This is a genomic window from Salipiger sp. IMCC34102 (assembly GCF_004145405.1).
GTDB lineage: Bacteria > Pseudomonadota > Alphaproteobacteria > Rhodobacterales > Rhodobacteraceae > Loktanella.
Genome location: NZ_SELQ01000003.1, coordinates 360708 through 375383, shown reverse-complemented (window position 1 = coordinate 375383; position 14676 = coordinate 360708). Strand labels below are relative to the sequence as shown.

The following is a 14676-nucleotide window of genomic DNA, read 5'->3' as shown; positions in this document are numbered from 1 at the left end:
GTCGCCCATGCGCCGCAAGCTCGCCGCCGGAAACTGGAAGATGAACGGCCTCGTCGACGATCTGGCCCAGATCAAGGCCCTGACGGACGCCCATCCCGCTCCGGACGTCGACATGCTGATCTGCGCCCCCGCCACGCTGATCGCCCAGATGGCCTGGGCGCGCGGCCCGCATCCGATGCAGATCGGCGGGCAGGACTGCCACGCGGCGCGGTCGGGCGCGCATACCGGCGATATCTCGGCCCCGATGCTGCGCGACGCGGGCGCGTCCCACGTGATCGTCGGCCACTCCGAACGCCGGGCCGACCACGGCGAGACCGATGCGGATGTCGCGGCCAAGGCCACCGCCGCCAATGCCAGCGGCCTCATCGCCGTCATCTGCATCGGCGAGACGCTCGCCCAGCGCGAGGCGGGCGAGGCCCTCGCGGTCGTGACCGGCCAGCTGCGCGGTTCCCTGCCCGAGGGGGCGACGGCGGCCAACACCGTCGTCGCCTACGAACCCGTCTGGGCGATCGGCACCGGCAAGGTGCCCACCACCGACCAGATCGCCGAGATCCACGGCGCCCTGCGCCATGCCCTGCGCGACGTCATGCGCGAGGCCGAAGCCGTCCGGCTGCTCTACGGCGGCTCCGTGAAGGGCGCCAACGCCGCCGAGATCTTCGCCGTCGCCGACGTCGACGGCGCACTGGTCGGCGGGGCGAGCCTGACGGCGGAGGATTTCTCCCCCATCGTCACCGCATTGGAAAACGCCTGATCCTGCGGGGCCGTCCCTGCGGGCGGCTCTGCTTTGACCGGACGAATGCATCGGGGACCGGCGCGCGCTGACCTGGCAGGGGGGCGTTCCATGTCCCCGGGCGTCAGCGGGCCGCGCCACGGGCCGCACGCTCCGTCGCACGTCGCCTTGTCACCCCTTTCGCATCAAGACAGGTATCCCGTCATGAAAAACTTCAGCCAATCCCCGACGGATCCCGCCTTCGTCCAGGACCCCTACCCGTTCTACGCCCGGATGCGCGCGGCGGGTGATTTCGCCTTCTGGTCCGATTACGACATGCCCTGCGCGGTCAGCCACGCCGCCGTCAGCGCCGTGCTGCGCGACCGCCGGATGGGCCGCGCACCCCTCGACCCCGCGGCGCCCGATCCCGCGCGGGCCGCCTTCGATGCCGTCGAGGCGCATTCCATGCTGGAGATCGAGCCGCCCGATCACACCCGCCTGCGCGGCCTCGTGCTGCGGGCCTTCACCTCGCGCCGGATCGCGGCGCTCGAAGACCAGGTCCGTGCCCTGTGCCACGATCTGGTCGACCGGTTCCCGCAGGGTCCGTTCGACCTTCTGGAGCAGTACGCCCAACCGGTGCCCGTGCTGACGATCGCCCGGCTGCTGGGTGTCCCGGACGAGGCAGCGCCGGACCTGCTGCGCTGGTCCAACGCGATGGTCGCCATGTACCAGGCCCGTCTCACCCCGCAGATCATGACCGAGGCGGAGACCGCCACCCGCGACTTCACGGCGTTCCTGCGCGGGCATATCGGAAAGAAGCGCGACACCCCCGCCGACGACCTTCTGTCGACCCTGATCGCCGCCCGCGACGGCGACGCGCGCCTGAGCGAGGAGGAGCTGATCTCCACCGCGATCCTTCTGCTGAACGCAGGGCACGAGGCAACGGTGCACACGCTGGGCAACGGTGTGAAGACGATGATCGAGACCGGCCAGCGCCGCCACGACGCGGCCTCCGTCGAGGAGATGATGCGCTACGACCCGCCGCTGCACATGTTCACCCGCTGGGTCTACGAGGACTGCGAGGTGTTGGGGCAGGCCTTCTTCCGCGGGGACCGGATCGCCTGCCTGCTGGGATCGGCCAACCGCGACCCGGCGATCTGGAAGGACCCCGACCGGTTCGACCCCGACCGCAGCGGGCCCGCGCACGTGGCCTTCGGCGGCGGCATCCACTTTTGCGTCGGCGCCCCCCTCGCCCGGCTGGAATTGCGGGTCGCGCTCGACGTGCTGTGGGAGCGGTGCCCAAACCTTCTGCTGGAGGGCGATCCCGCTTACGCCGACGTCTATCACTTCCACGGGTTGGAGCGCTTGCGCGTTCGGGATGCCTCCGGCGGGAGTATTTGACAAAAAGCGAGGATGGGCGCGCCGCCGCGACCGATGCCGCTGATGGAGAATGCGGGAGCCTCCGGCGGGAGTTTACCTGGCCAGATGAAGGGAAGCGGCGCGCGTCCGGGCGCGGGCGTCAAAGCGGCAGGTTCGGCGTCGACTTGATCTCTTCCATGGACAGAAGCGCCGTGACGGTGTGGACCTTCACCTCGGAGATCAGCGCCTGGTAGAAGGTGTCGTAGGCGCGGGCGTTCTTCACGCGGACCTTGAGGATGTAGTCGATGTCGCCCGCCAGGCGGTGCGCCTCCTGCACCTCCGGCCGCGCGGTCAGGGCGGCGAGGAACCGGGCCTGCCACCCCGCGTCGTGCTCGCTGGTGCGGATCAGCACGAAGAAACAGGCCTCGAACCCCAGCGCCTCGGCGTCGAGCAGGACGGTCTGGCGGGTGATGATGCCCGCCTCCTTCATCTTGCGGATCCGATTCCAGACCGGCGTCTTGGAAGAGCCGATTTCGGTCGCGATCTCGTCCAGCGAGCGGGAAGCGTCGCGCTGCAGCGAGGCAAGAATTTTCCGGTCCATCTCGTCGATCTGGGCCGCCATTCCGATTTTCCTTCCATATTGAAACACGCGTCACAATTTGCGGGTCAAAGCGAACGCTCGTTCTTATCTAGCGGAACGGATAGGCAAAAACCAGAACGATGTTCTATCTAGAGGGTCAGTACAGAGAGGCCCCGCAATGGATCACTTCCCCGTCTTCATGGCCGTCGCCGGTCGCCGCATCGTCCTGTCGGGCGGTGGCGAAGCAGCCTTGGCCAAGCTGCGCCTGATCCTGAAGACCCGCGCGCATGTGACCGTCTTCGCCGAAAAGGCGCATCCCGACCTGCATCGCCTGGCCGCGGAGGGCAAGCTGAAGCTAGTATCTCGCGCGATGGAGCCCGGCGACGCGATGTGCGCCGTGCTCTTCTACGCCGCGAACGAGGATGCGGACGAGGATGCCCGCGTGGCCGAGCTTGCCCATCGCGACGGGGCACGGGTCAATATCGTCGACAACCTGGCCGACAGCCAGTTCATTACCCCCGCCATCGTCGACCGCGACCCGGTCGTCGTGGCGATCGGGACCGAAGGGGCGGCCCCCGTGCTGGCCCGCCGCATCAAGGCGGATCTGGAAGAGCGGCTGCCCGCCTCGCTGGGCCTGCTGGCGCGGATCGGCAAGGGGTTTCGCGCTGCCGCCGATGTCCTGCCGATGGGCCGCAAGCGCCGCGACTTCTGGTCGGCCTTCTACTTCGACCGCGGTCCGAAAGCGTTGGAAACCGGCGGCGAGGAGGCGATCCGGCCCACCCTGGACCGCCTGCTGGACGACACGCTGGCCGCCAAGCACCGGGCGGGTCACGTCGACCTGGTCGGCGCGGGTCCGGGCGATCCCGACCTGCTGACGCTCAAGGCCCGCAAGGCGCTCGACACCGCCGACGTGGTGATCTTCGACCGCCTGGTAACGCCGGAGATCCTGGAACTCGCCCGCCGCGAGGCGCTGATGATCGACGCCGGGAAGGAAGGCTTCGGATCCTCCATGCCGCAGGACGAGATCGACGCGCTGATCGTGGAACACGCGCGCTCCGGCGCGCAGGTGGTGCGACTGAAATCCGGCGACCCGACCGTCTTCGGACGCCTCGACGAGGAGATCGAGGCCTGCGAGGCCGCCGGCGTATCCTGGCGGATCATCCCCGGCATCACCGCCGCCTCCGCCGCCGTGGCAGGCATGGGGCAAAGCCTGACCAAGCGCGGGCGCAACTCCTCGGTGCGCTACCTGACCGGGCACGACACCCGGGGCTTCGCCGATCACGACTGGCGGGCGCTGGCCCGCCCGGGCGAGGTGGCCGCGATCTACATGGGCAAGCGCGCCGCGCGCTTCATCCAGGGCCGGCTGCTGATGCACGGCGCCGATCCCGCGACCCCGGTGACGGTGATCGAGAATGCCAGCCGCGCCGACCAGCGGACCCTGGCCACCACGTTGAGCCAGCTGGAACCCACCCTGACCGAGGCAGGTTTGACCGGCCCGGCGCTCACCTTCATCGGGCTCGCCCCGCGCGCCGCACAGGCCGCCGCCCACGACATCACCGCGCAGGAGTTCGCGTAATGCCCAAAGCCTTCACCCCCAAGGTCGTCACCGCCAACGCGCTGCTCGAAGGCGACGCCGTCTGGCTGACCGAAGACGATCGCTGGACCCGCGACATGGCCGAGGCAGAGCTTCTGACCGACGAGGCGCATGCCGAGCTGCGGCTGCTGGAAGCCTCTGCCCGCGCGTCCGAGATCGCGGGCGCCTACCTCGCAGACGCGCAGGCGACCGACGACGGCCCCGCGCCCACGCATTTCCGCGAGGCGTTCCGCACGCGCGGCCCCTCGAATTATCCCCATGGCAAGCAGGTGGACCTGTAATGTACCACTACAACGATTTCGACGAGGCCTTCGTGCGCACCCGCGTGGCCCAGTTCCGATCCCAGGTGGGGCGTCGCATCGACGGCTCGCTGACCGAAGACGAGTTCAAGCCGCTGCGCCTGATGAACGGCCTCTATCTGCAACTTCACGCCTACATGCTGCGCGTGGCCGTGCCCTACGGCACGCTGAACAGCAAGCAGATGCGCCAGCTTGCGATGATTGCCGACCGCTGGGACAAGGGCTACGGTCATTTCACCACTCGGCAGAACATTCAGTACAACTGGCCCGAGCTGCGCGACGTCCCCGACATGCTGGACGCGCTGGCCGACGTCGGCATGCACGCGATCCAGACGTCCGGCAACACGATCCGCAACGTGACGGCCGACCATTTCGCCGGTGCCGCCGCCGACGAGGTCGAGGACCCGCGGCCTTACGCCGAGCTCTTGCGCCAGTGGTCCACCGATCACCCGGAGTTCCAGTTCCTGCCGCGCAAGTTCAAGATCGCCGTGACGGGGGCCGAGGCCGACCGCGCCGTGATCCGCGCCCACGACATCGGGCTGCAGGTTCGCCGGGTGGACGGCAAGATCGGCTTCCGCGTTCTGGTGGGCGGTGGCCTGGGCCGCACGCCGATGATCGGCAAGGTCCTGACCGACTTCCTGCCGGTAGAGGATCTGCTGCCCTACTGCGAAGCGATCGTCAGCGTCTACAACGTGCTGGGCCGCCGCGACAACAAGTACAAGGCCCGCATCAAGATCACCGTCCACGAGACCGGCCTCGACGAGATCCGGGCCCGCGTCGAAGAGCGCTTCGCCGCGATCCGACCCGCCTTCGACGAGGCCGCGATGGAGATCCTGGACGACATCAAGGCGCAATTCGCCCTGCCCGCCTTCCGCAACGCCGAGACCGACGGGTTCGAGGCCGCGCGCCTTGCCAATCCCGCGTTCCGCGCCTGGACCGACACCAACCTGACCCCGCACCGGGCGGAGGGATACGCGATCGTCAGCGTCTCGATCAAGAAGCACGGGGCGACGCCGGGGGACGCGAGCTCGGACCAGATGCGGGTACTGGCGGACCTGGCCCAGACCTACGGCCACGACGAGCTGCGCATCAGCCACGAGCAGAACGTGATCCTGCCGCATGTCCACAAGAGCGATCTTCCGGCAGTCTACGCCGCCCTACGCGACGCGGATCTCGCCACGGCGAACATCGGGCTGGTCTCCGACATCATCGCTTGCCCCGGCATGGACTACTGCGCGCTGGCCACCGCCCGCTCGATCCCCATCGCGCAACAGATCGCGACCCGCTTCGAGGAGTTGAAGCTTGAACACGAAGTCGGGCCACTGAAGATCAAGATCTCGGGCTGCATCAATGCCTGCGGCCACCATCACGTGGGCCATATCGGGATCCTGGGCCTCGACCGCGCGGGGGTGGAGAACTACCAGATCACCCTGGGCGGCGACGGGACCGAGGACGCCACCATCGGCACCCGCACCGGCCCCGGCTTTTCGGCGGACGACATCCTGCCGGCCATCGAGCGGCTTGTGTTGGGCTACCTCGACTTGCGCGAGGATGCCTCCGAGACCTTCCTGCAGGCTTACCGCCGCCTCGGGATGGAGCCGTTCAAGGCGAAACTCTACCCTCCGAAGGAGGAGCAAGATGCCGCATGATATCGATGATCGCGCCGATGCGCTGAACGAGGCCTACCGGCATCATTCGGCCCATGCGGTGCTCGAACGCGCGCTGTCGGACAGCCAGGTCGGCAAACTGGCGATGGTCAGCTCCTTCGGGGCCGAATCCGTGGCGCTGCTGCACATGGTCTCCAAGATCGACCGCGCCACGCCGGTGCTGTTTCTCGACACGCACATGCTGTTTGCCGAGACACTGACCTACCAGATGGAGGTGGCCGAACAGCTGCGCCTGCGTGACGTGCGAATCCTGCACCCCGACCGCGCAGAGGTCATGGACCGCGACAACGAGGGACTCTTGCACCTGTCGGACCCCGACGGCTGCTGCGCCTTGCGCAAGACCGAACCGCTGCAACGCGCGCTGGCGGGTTTCGACGGCTGGATCACCGGGCGCAAGCAGTACCAGGGCGGCGCGCGGGTGCAGCTGAAGTTCTTCGAAGCCGACGGGGACCACCTCAAGGTCAACCCGCTGGCCCATTGGACGAGTTCGGACGTGCAGGACTACATGGTCGAGAACCGCCTGCCCCGGCACCCGCTGGTGGCGCAGGGCTATCCGTCCATCGGCTGTGCGCCCTGCACCACCAAGGTCGCCCCCGGAGAGGATCCCCGCGCCGGACGCTGGCGCAACCGTCAGAAGTCCGAATGCGGCATCCATTTCGTCAATGGCAAACCGGTGCGCGTGTCGGCATGAGGCAGGATTCGAGTTTATTTAGCCAGATGAATGGGAAATGCAGCGCCCCGAAGGAGACGACATGAGCGTGATTGTGACCGACAGCGGCTTCGGGCCCGACGATTTCGACGGGACCTTCACGCCGCTTGGTGAAGGCGGGGCGGCGGTCGACGTGCCATCCGACGCCGATCCGCAGGAGGTGGCGGCGCTTGCGCAGGCGCAGGCCGTTCGGATCGCCTTCCCAAGCTTCGCGGACGGACGCGGGTTCACGCTTGCGGCCGTCTTGCGCCGCGCCGGCTTCACCGGCCGGCTGCGCGCGCACGGCCATGTGCTGGCCGATCAATACGCCATGGCGCGCCGCTCCGGTTTCGACGAGGTCGAGATCGACGACGACCTCGCCGCGCGACAGCCGCAGGACCAATGGCTGGCCCGCGCCGACTGGCGCGCCCACGACTACCAGTCCCGCCTGCGCGGCTGACTTTCATCCCCATTCCAATTGCCCTAGACGAAGGACGGCGCGCCCGCGCCGAGGATTTGACATGACAGAGCACCGCCCCGTGACCGACACCACAGCCCAACCCGTGCTGCCCGACGCCCAGACCGTGACCGCCGTCACGCATTACACCGACAAGCTCTTCGCGTTCCGCGTGACGCGGCCGGCGTCCCTGCGGTTCCGGTCCGGCGAATTCGTGATGATCGGACTGATGGGCGATCCGCACCCCGAGACGGGCAAGCAGAAACCACTGCTGCGCGCCTATTCCATCGCCTCGCCCGCCTGGGACGACGAGCTGGAGTTCTACTCGATCAAGGTCGAGGACGGACCGCTCACCAGCAAGCTGCAGCACATCAAGCCCGGCGACCAGATCATCCTGCGGCCCAAGCCCGTCGGCACGCTGGTGCACGACGCGGTCCTGCCGGGCAAGCGGATCTACTTCTTCGCCACCGGCACCGGCTTCGCCCCCTTTGCCTCTCTCCTGCGCGAGCCGGAAACCTTCGAGCGCTTCGAAGAGGTCATCGTCACCCACACCTGCCGCGACGTGGCGGAGTTGACCTACGGCGCAGAGCTGATCGCCCGTCTCAAGAAGGACGAGATGATGATCGAGCTTCTGGGCCAGGAAAACCTCGACAAGATCCGTTACTATCCCACCACGACGCGGGAAAGCAGCCTCAAGATGGGCCGGATCACCACGCTGATCGAGAATGGCACCTTGTTCGAGGATCTCGGCGTGCCGCCGCTCGACCCGGCCACGGACCGTGCCATGGTCTGCGGGTCGCTGGCCTTCAACAAGGACATCGCGGCCCTTCTTGAACAGGCCGGCCTGCGCGAAGGGGCCAATTCCGAACCGGGCGAATTCGTGATCGAGAAGGCCTTCGTCGGCTGACCTACTGGCAGATCGGCACGAAAAAGGCCGCGTCCCTTCGGGGGCGCGGCCTTTTCGTTGGTGCGATACGCGACGGTCAGTCCAGACCGTAGGCCGCGCGGATGCGCTCGATCACGGCGCTCCGCGCTTCGGGGTCGTCGCCGGCCGAGTCCACAGCACGGGCCAGCGCGGCCTGCTGCAGCGGAGGCAGGTTGCTGTCCCGGATACCTGCGATCAGCGCTTCGGCGTCGAACCCTTCGACGGTCAGAAGGGTTTCGGGGTCGATGTCGGCCGTGTCGGCGGCGGCGGTATCGGCAGCTTCCGTTTCGGCGGCAGCCTCGGTGCCGCCCTCGGCGGCAGCCTCGGTGTCGGCGGCGGCGTCGGTGTCACTATCCGCGGCGGTCTCGGTGTCGGAGGTCGCCGTCGCGTCGCTCTCGGCCGCGTCATCTTCCGCGGCGGCTTCAGCAGATGCAGCTGCATCCTCGTAGGCCTGCTGCAACGCCTCGTCTTCCGCTTCGGCGGCGGCTTGGGCTTCCGCTTCCTCGGCCTCGGCAGCCTGTTGGGCTTCGGTATCGCCCGCCTCGGTGGCCGCATCCGCTTCGGCACCAGCCGCAGTCACTTCGTCGTTTGGTTCGCCACCATCTTCCGTGCCTTCGGGCTCGATCGCCTCTTCGGCGTCCTCCACGGCTTCTTCGACGGCCACGTCACCCTCTTCCGCAAGCTCGGCGGTATCTTCACCGTTGTTCTCGACCTCGGCGGCGGCGGCCTCGGCGGCTTCATCCGCTTCCGCAGCGGCTTCTTCAGCGGCGGCCTCGGTTTCGGCGGCAACTTCCTCCGCGGCGGCTTCGGTCTCCGCAGCCGCGTCCTCGGCGGCCTGCTCGGCGGCCTCGGCGGTTTCCTCAGCCGCGTCCTCGACCTCGACGGTGGTCTCCTCCACCTCGGTTTCGGTGCCCGCGACCACATCCTGCGGATCGGCGTCATTGGCGACGTACTGATACCCGAAGTAGCCCAGAACGGCGACCACGACGATGATGACCAAAGCTTGCATGGCAAATCTCCTAGTGCTGGCAGACTGAATGCCCTGCCTTTCGTGCGTTTATATGACGCTCTCGTGAACCAAGAAAACCCCGAAAGCCCCAATGAATTGACGCTTGAAGCGATCCTGCCCCCGCATTACCTAGTATTTCAACCCTTACAGCAACGATCAAAGGACGAAGATCATAGGACGCAGACCTCATAACGCCCCCCCGGTGCGCGACACCGGACCCCGTATCAACGACCGCATCCGTGGCACCGACGTGCGCCTGATTGGCGCCGAAGGGGAAAACGTGGGTGTCGTCAGCCCCGAACGCGCACTCGTCATGGCTCAGGACGCCGGTCTGGACCTGGTCGAGATCTCTCCGAACGCCAAGCCGCCCGTCTGCAAGATCATGGACTTCGGCAAGTTCAAGTACGAGACGCAGAAGAAAGAGGCCGAGGCGCGCAAGAAGCAGAAGACGATCGAGATCAAGGAGATCAAGTTCCGTCCCAACACCGACGACCACGACTACGGTGTGAAGATGAAGAACGTCTACAAGTTTCTCGAGAACGGCGACAAGGTGAAGATCACCCTGCGCTTCCGGGGCCGCGAGATGGCCCACCAGGAGCTGGGCCGCCAGCTTCTCGAACGTGTCGCCGCCGACACCAAGGAGCACGGCAAGGTCGAGAACTTCCCCAAGATGGAAGGCCGCCAGATGGTCATGCTGATCGGACCGTTGTCCAAGTAGGACCGCCGACCACGTCTCGAACGACCGGGCTTACGAAAAGAAAGGACCGCAGCTTGTGCTGCGGTCCTTTTGGTTTCTAGCCATGCAGGGGCTCAGCTGTCGCGCAGAAGGCCCGTGATGTTGCGCAGCGCCGCGCGACGGTTGGCGCGCTCCGCCTCGGAGGTCCGGATCTTCAGGTTCTGCTCGCCGTAGCCTTGCGTGACCAGGTTCTCCGGCGGCACGCCGAAGTATTGCGTCAGCGCGAGCGCCACGGTCTCGGCCCGGCGGTCCGACAGCCCGAGGTTGTAGGCTGCGTCACCGACCGCATCCGTGTGACCTTCGACCAGGAAGATCGCGCCGGGGTTCTCCTCGATCACGTCGAGGATCGCGCGGCCCAGGGTGCCAAGCTCTTCGGCCTGGCTCGGCTGGATCGCGGCGGATCCGGTGGCGAAGGTCACCGTGTCCAGTTCCACCTCGGGGGCCAGTTGCCGGACCTCCTGGATGCCGCGCACCTGCTCGAGCGAGTAGGTCCGCTCGCTGTTGGCCAGAAGGTTGGCTGTCAGGGCCGACCGCAGGGCCGCGTCGTCGGAGCCGGTCAGCGTCGTGGGGCTGCGGGAAGACACCGTCGGCAGGGTCGAGACGTCGACGGGCGCGACCGTGGTATCGAGGTCGTCGATCAGGGCGACATCCGTGCCGTCCGCGCGCACCAGCGTCCGGCGCAGCACCGTGCCGTCCGCCGAGCGCACCGTGCGCACGACGCTGCCGTCCTCGCGGGTGACCGTGGTCAGGGTGGAGCCATCGTCGAAGGTCTGCGTCTGCACCTGGGCGCCGGGCTGGCGCAGCAGGGTGTTGTCGTCCTTGAGCACGCGCAACTCGCCGTCGCGCTGGACGATCAGGCGGTCGCCCGAGTTCGACACCACTTCGTCGCCGTTGTTCAGCAACGTGCCGACGGTGGCAGCGCCGAGGCCCAGCAGAATTGCCTTCTCGAAGTTCGACAGGCCGTCGTCGTCATCCTCCTCGACCGCCACGTCCTCGTTGTCGCTCAGCACCTGGGACTGGAAATCCTCGGAGGCCTGCCGGACGTCGGCTTCGGTCACTTCCTCGGTCTCGGTCTCCGCCGGAGCGGCGTCGGCCTGGGCGGCGGCGGATTGCTGACGTGCGGCCGCGCGTTCGGCGCGACGCTCTTCACGGGCCGCACGTTCTTCGGCGGTCGGTTCGGGCGGCAGGCTGCTGTCCGCCGACGTCTGTTCGTCGATACCGGAGCCTTCGGTCGTATCGGCCGGCGGCACGCTGCTGTCGGCAGAGGTTTCCTCGCCGATGCGGCCTTCGTTGTCGGTCTCGGCCTCCGCAGTCGCGCTCTCGTCCGTGGTCTCTTCGGTCGCGCTCTCCTCCGTGGTCTCGGCGGAGGTTTCGGCCTCGACCGACGTCTCCATCTCGGACTCTTGCGCATCGGTATCGGCGGTCACGCCCTCTTCGGCGCCCTGTGCCTCCAACGCGGCGGCCAGATCGGCATCGCTCATCCCGCCGTCTTCCGCTTCGGGCGCGGCATCGGCGGTTTCGTCCACGGCCGGTTCGGCCGTATCCTCGGCCATGTCAGTCATGGCGGGATCGGTCGTCTCGGCCCCTGTCGCATCGGTTTCGGCTGCAGCAGCCGCATCGGCGGCAGGATCCGCGCTCGGATCGGAGCTGGGGTCCACAACAGGATCGGTCGCGGCGTCGGCAGCCGGATCAGCGGCCGCGTCGGCAGCGGGATCGGCTGCAGCGTCAGCGGCTGGTTCGGCGGCGGGATCACCGGCAGCATCGGCAGCCGGATCAGTGGCCGCGTCGGCAGCGGCGTCAGCGCCCGCTTCGGCGGCGGGATCTGCGGCAGCATCGGCCGCAGGATCGGCTGCGGCCTCTGCGGCGGGATCAGCAGCACCTTCCGCGGCGGAATCGGTAGAGGCGTCAGCCGCCGGATCGGAAGCGTCTACAGCGGACGGGTCCGCAGCGGGTTCGGCAGCGGGGTCCGCAGCAGCTTCGGCAGCGGGGTCAGCGGCAGCTTCGGCAGCGGGGTCAGCGGCGGCTTCGGCAGCGGGGTCAGCGGCGGCTTCGGCCTCTGTCGCAGCCTCGCCTTCGGCCTCGACCGTTCCATCCTCGGCCAGGGTCGCGCTTTCATCGATCGCCTCTTCGCTCGCGACCTCCGCCGTCGTCTCGGCGCCCTCGGCGTCCGGAATCTCGAGATCGGCCAGCGCTTCGCCCGCGACCTGCTTGGCCTGCTCGCCCGCCAGGGGACCGCAGAGCGCCGGGTCGTCGAAGGTGATTTCGGTGTCCGTCTCGCGTTGCGCGATCAGGTAGGTTGCAAAGGCTTCGGCGCTGTCGACGCTCATGCCGCCCCCGACCTCGCAGGGGAACGGTGCATCCTGCGCGAATGCGGGTGTCATGGCCATGCTGACGACCAGCGCAGTCGTCGAACTCAATCGGGTCCGTGTCATCTTGATCTACCTCGTGTCGGTTGCCTTCGCCCTCCGAAGGCTCGGTAACAAACCGGCGGCGCGCCATAGGCGTTCCGGGTCCAGATGGGGCATGGGCAAAGACCCGCCTATCCCTATCCGGACCGTCACGGCGCGCAAATCGCCAATCCGGCGACCGAGAGGCAAGGCATCCTCCAGCCGCTGACGTCGACCCGTCCGGATCGGGGGACGTTCGTTTCCAGGCGCGATCCGAGTGGCACGCCGGGCCCGGTTGCCCTCAGCCGTCCGCGCGTGGCCGTGGCCGCGTCGGTATTTCCTTGAGCAGCCCGCCCAATCCCATCGCCGCGATCTCGGCAGGCCCGACGGGAAGACCGCAGATCACCCGCTCCAGCACCCAGTCCGCACCGTTGAGCGCGGGCGAGCGCGCGCAGCCCGGCAGGCCGATCACCGGACGCGCGCCCAGCGCCCCCAGGAACAGCAGGTTCCCCGGGTCGACCGGCATTCCGTAGTGGATCACCCGCCCGCCCGCGGACACCACCGCGGAGGGGGCCGTGTCGGCGATATCCGAGGTGGCCGAACCGGTGAGGATGAAGATCAGGTCGCCTTGCGCCCCCGCCAGCGCACGCGCCAGGTCAGCGGTCTCGTGCGGGACGACGATCCGTGGTGCCAGCTGTGCATCGAGGCGGGACAGACGTTTGCGCAAGGCCTCCCGCCCCTTGGGAGACGGGGCGGCATCGCCGATCCGCGTCTCGATCAGGACCGCGCGAGACAGGCGTGGCGGGTGCAGCGTCACCGCGGACGCGGGCACCGCGGCGCAGGCCCGCTCCACCAGGCGGCCCGCCACCGCGAAGGAGATGATCTTGATCGTCGCGATCAGTTGCCCCGCGCTCACGCGGGTCGCCTGCGGCACCGTGGCCACGGTGATCATGGGGTCGACCGCGTTGAGCGCATGGATCGCCGCCGCGTCGAAGGTGACGACGCCCGGGCCTTGCGCCTTGAGGTTCACCCGCCCCGTCGCGGCGGTCGTGATCTTTATGCCCGCCGTGTCGTCGGGGACCAGCGCGCGGGCGATCCGCGTGGCGGCGCTGTCCTCGTCCAGGTCGCCGGGGTCGAGCCGGGCGACCGTGACCTCTGCATGTCCGCCCCGTGCGAGGGCCGCGACATCCGCCGCGTCCAGCACGCGGCCCTTGCGCAAGCGCCCCCCGCCCGCCTGCAGGGAATGGGCCAGCACGGCCCCTTCGGCCGCCGCGACCGGAACGGCCCCGAACTTCACGAAGGAGACCGCAGCGTCTGGACGATCTGGGCCATGATGCTGACGGCGATCTCCGCCGGGGCGCGGCCGCCCAGGTCGAGCCCCACGGGGGCGTGGATGCGCCGGGTCGCCTCCGCGCCGAACCCGGCCGCGCGCAGCCGGTCCATTCGTTTCGCATGTGTCCGGGTCGAGCCGAGGCAACCAAGGTAGAAGGCCGGTGTGCCCAACGTCGCGATGATGGCCGGATCGTCGAGCTTGGGATCGTGGGTCAGCGTCACCACCGCCGTGCGGCTGTCGGGCGCCAGCTCCGCCAGCGCCGCGTCCGGCCAGTCTTCGCGGATCGTCTCACCGGGAAAGCGCGCCGCGGTGCCGAAGACACCCCGCGGGTCGATCAGGATCGGGTCGAACCCGCAGGCCCGCGCCATCGGAACCAGCGCCTGCGCGATGTGAACGGCCCCCACCACGATCATCCGCAGGGGCGGCGTGTGGATCGCGACGAAGGTGCGGCCGTCCTCCTCCACGCCGGAGCGGTCGAGCCGAAACCGGTCGGGGAAGGCCTCCGCTCCTTCGGCGCGGCGGTCCGGCCCGTCGAGGTCGATCACATAGGCCACCGCCTCCTTCACCGCGATTCGCGCGGCAAGGGCCGTCAGGACCTCCACCGGCATGGCCCCGCCCACCGGCTCGACCAGCACGCGGATGCGCCCGCCGCAGGCCAGCCCGACGGCGAAGGCATCGTCGTCGCTCACACCGTACTCCAGCAGCCGGGGCTTGCCGTCCTCCAGCGCCTCCAGCGCCTCGACGATCACGGCCCCTTCGACGCAGCCGCCAGAGACGCTGCCCTCCATCGCACCGTCCCCGTCGATGACCATGAGAGAGCCCACGCCGCGCGGCGCGCTGCCCCAGGTCTCGATCACCGTGGCGACGGCGACCGCGCGACCGTCCGCATGCCAGTCGCGCGCCAGTTCGAGCGGGTGCGTCATCGCCCCCCCG

General features: G+C 68.4%; 14 protein-coding genes. 9 read left to right on the top strand and 5 right to left on the bottom strand.

The annotated features are described in order from the left end of the window. The first annotated feature begins 7 nt into the window (after positions 1–7). Both tpiA and EU805_RS09445 read left to right on the top strand, forming a co-directional pair. Positions 8–751: a triose-phosphate isomerase gene (gene tpiA / locus EU805_RS09450; RefSeq protein ID WP_129763705.1), complete on the top strand. Its 744-nt coding sequence runs from the start codon at positions 8–10 to the stop codon at positions 749–751. 183 nt (positions 752–934) lie between these two features. Then, complete coding sequence (locus EU805_RS09445; RefSeq protein ID WP_129763704.1) at positions 935–2110, top strand: cytochrome P450; 1176 nt, start codon at positions 935–937, stop codon at positions 2108–2110. Between the two features lie 118 nt (positions 2111–2228). On the opposite strand, the gene EU805_RS09440 is transcribed toward EU805_RS09445, so the two are convergent. Further along, entirely contained in the window at positions 2229–2690 is a 462-nt protein-coding gene (locus EU805_RS09440; protein ID WP_129763703.1) for an Lrp/AsnC family transcriptional regulator, read from the bottom strand. A 136-nt stretch (positions 2691–2826) separates the two neighbouring features. Between EU805_RS09440 and cysG the strand changes: the two genes are divergently transcribed. The 6 genes from cysG (at position 2827) to EU805_RS09410 (ending at position 8260) form a co-directional block, all read left to right on the top strand. Continuing rightward, positions 2827–4224, top strand: coding sequence for a siroheme synthase CysG (gene cysG, locus EU805_RS09435; protein WP_129763702.1), 1398 nt, complete (start codon positions 2827–2829; stop codon positions 4222–4224). Then, a complete protein-coding gene (locus EU805_RS09430) occupies positions 4224–4523 on the top strand; it encodes a DUF2849 domain-containing protein (RefSeq protein ID WP_129763701.1) in 300 nt (99 codons plus the stop codon). The genes cysG and EU805_RS09430 overlap by 1 nt, the downstream gene beginning before the upstream one ends. Then, complete coding sequence (locus tag EU805_RS09425) at positions 4523–6190, top strand: nitrite/sulfite reductase (protein WP_129763700.1); 1668 nt, start codon at positions 4523–4525, stop codon at positions 6188–6190. The genes EU805_RS09430 and EU805_RS09425 overlap by 1 nt, the downstream gene beginning before the upstream one ends. Then, the gene (locus EU805_RS09420) at positions 6180–6899 is read left to right on the top strand and encodes a phosphoadenylyl-sulfate reductase (protein ID WP_129763699.1); all 720 of its coding nucleotides are present in this window, start codon (positions 6180–6182) and stop codon (positions 6897–6899) included. Before EU805_RS09425 ends, EU805_RS09420 begins: the two co-directional genes overlap by 11 nt. A 61-nt stretch (positions 6900–6960) precedes the next feature. Next, positions 6961–7356: a DUF934 domain-containing protein gene (locus tag EU805_RS09415; RefSeq protein WP_129763698.1), complete on the top strand. Its 396-nt coding sequence runs from the start codon at positions 6961–6963 to the stop codon at positions 7354–7356. A gap of 61 nt (positions 7357–7417) precedes the next feature. After that, a complete protein-coding gene (locus EU805_RS09410) occupies positions 7418–8260 on the top strand; it encodes a ferredoxin--NADP reductase (RefSeq protein WP_129763697.1) in 843 nt (280 codons plus the stop codon). 76 nt (positions 8261–8336) lie between these two features. Here the strand turns inward: EU805_RS09410 and EU805_RS09405 are convergent, their stop codons facing one another. After that, the gene (locus EU805_RS09405) at positions 8337–9287 is read right to left on the bottom strand and encodes a hypothetical protein (protein WP_129763696.1); all 951 of its coding nucleotides are present in this window, start codon (positions 9285–9287) and stop codon (positions 8337–8339) included. A gap of 202 nt (positions 9288–9489) precedes the next feature. Between EU805_RS09405 and infC the strand changes: the two genes are divergently transcribed. Beyond that, entirely contained in the window at positions 9490–10005 is a 516-nt protein-coding gene (gene infC, locus EU805_RS09400) for a translation initiation factor IF-3 (protein ID WP_242494105.1), read from the top strand. Positions 10006–10097: 92 nt separating this feature from the next. Here infC and EU805_RS09395 read toward each other — a convergent pair whose 3' ends face one another. The 3 genes from EU805_RS09395 to EU805_RS09385 form a co-directional block, all read right to left on the bottom strand. Continuing rightward, the gene (locus EU805_RS09395; RefSeq protein WP_129763694.1) at positions 10098–12440 is read right to left on the bottom strand and encodes an OmpA family protein; all 2343 of its coding nucleotides are present in this window, start codon (positions 12438–12440) and stop codon (positions 10098–10100) included. A 271-nt stretch (positions 12441–12711) separates the two neighbouring features. Then, positions 12712–13707, bottom strand: a complete 996-nt coding sequence (locus EU805_RS09390; RefSeq protein ID WP_129763693.1) for a molybdopterin-binding protein — start codon at positions 13705–13707, stop codon at positions 12712–12714. Next, complete coding sequence (locus EU805_RS09385; RefSeq protein ID WP_129763692.1) at positions 13704–14666, bottom strand: XdhC family protein; 963 nt, start codon at positions 14664–14666, stop codon at positions 13704–13706. Before EU805_RS09385 ends, EU805_RS09390 begins: the two co-directional genes overlap by 4 nt. Positions 14667–14676: the final 10 nt, after the last annotated feature.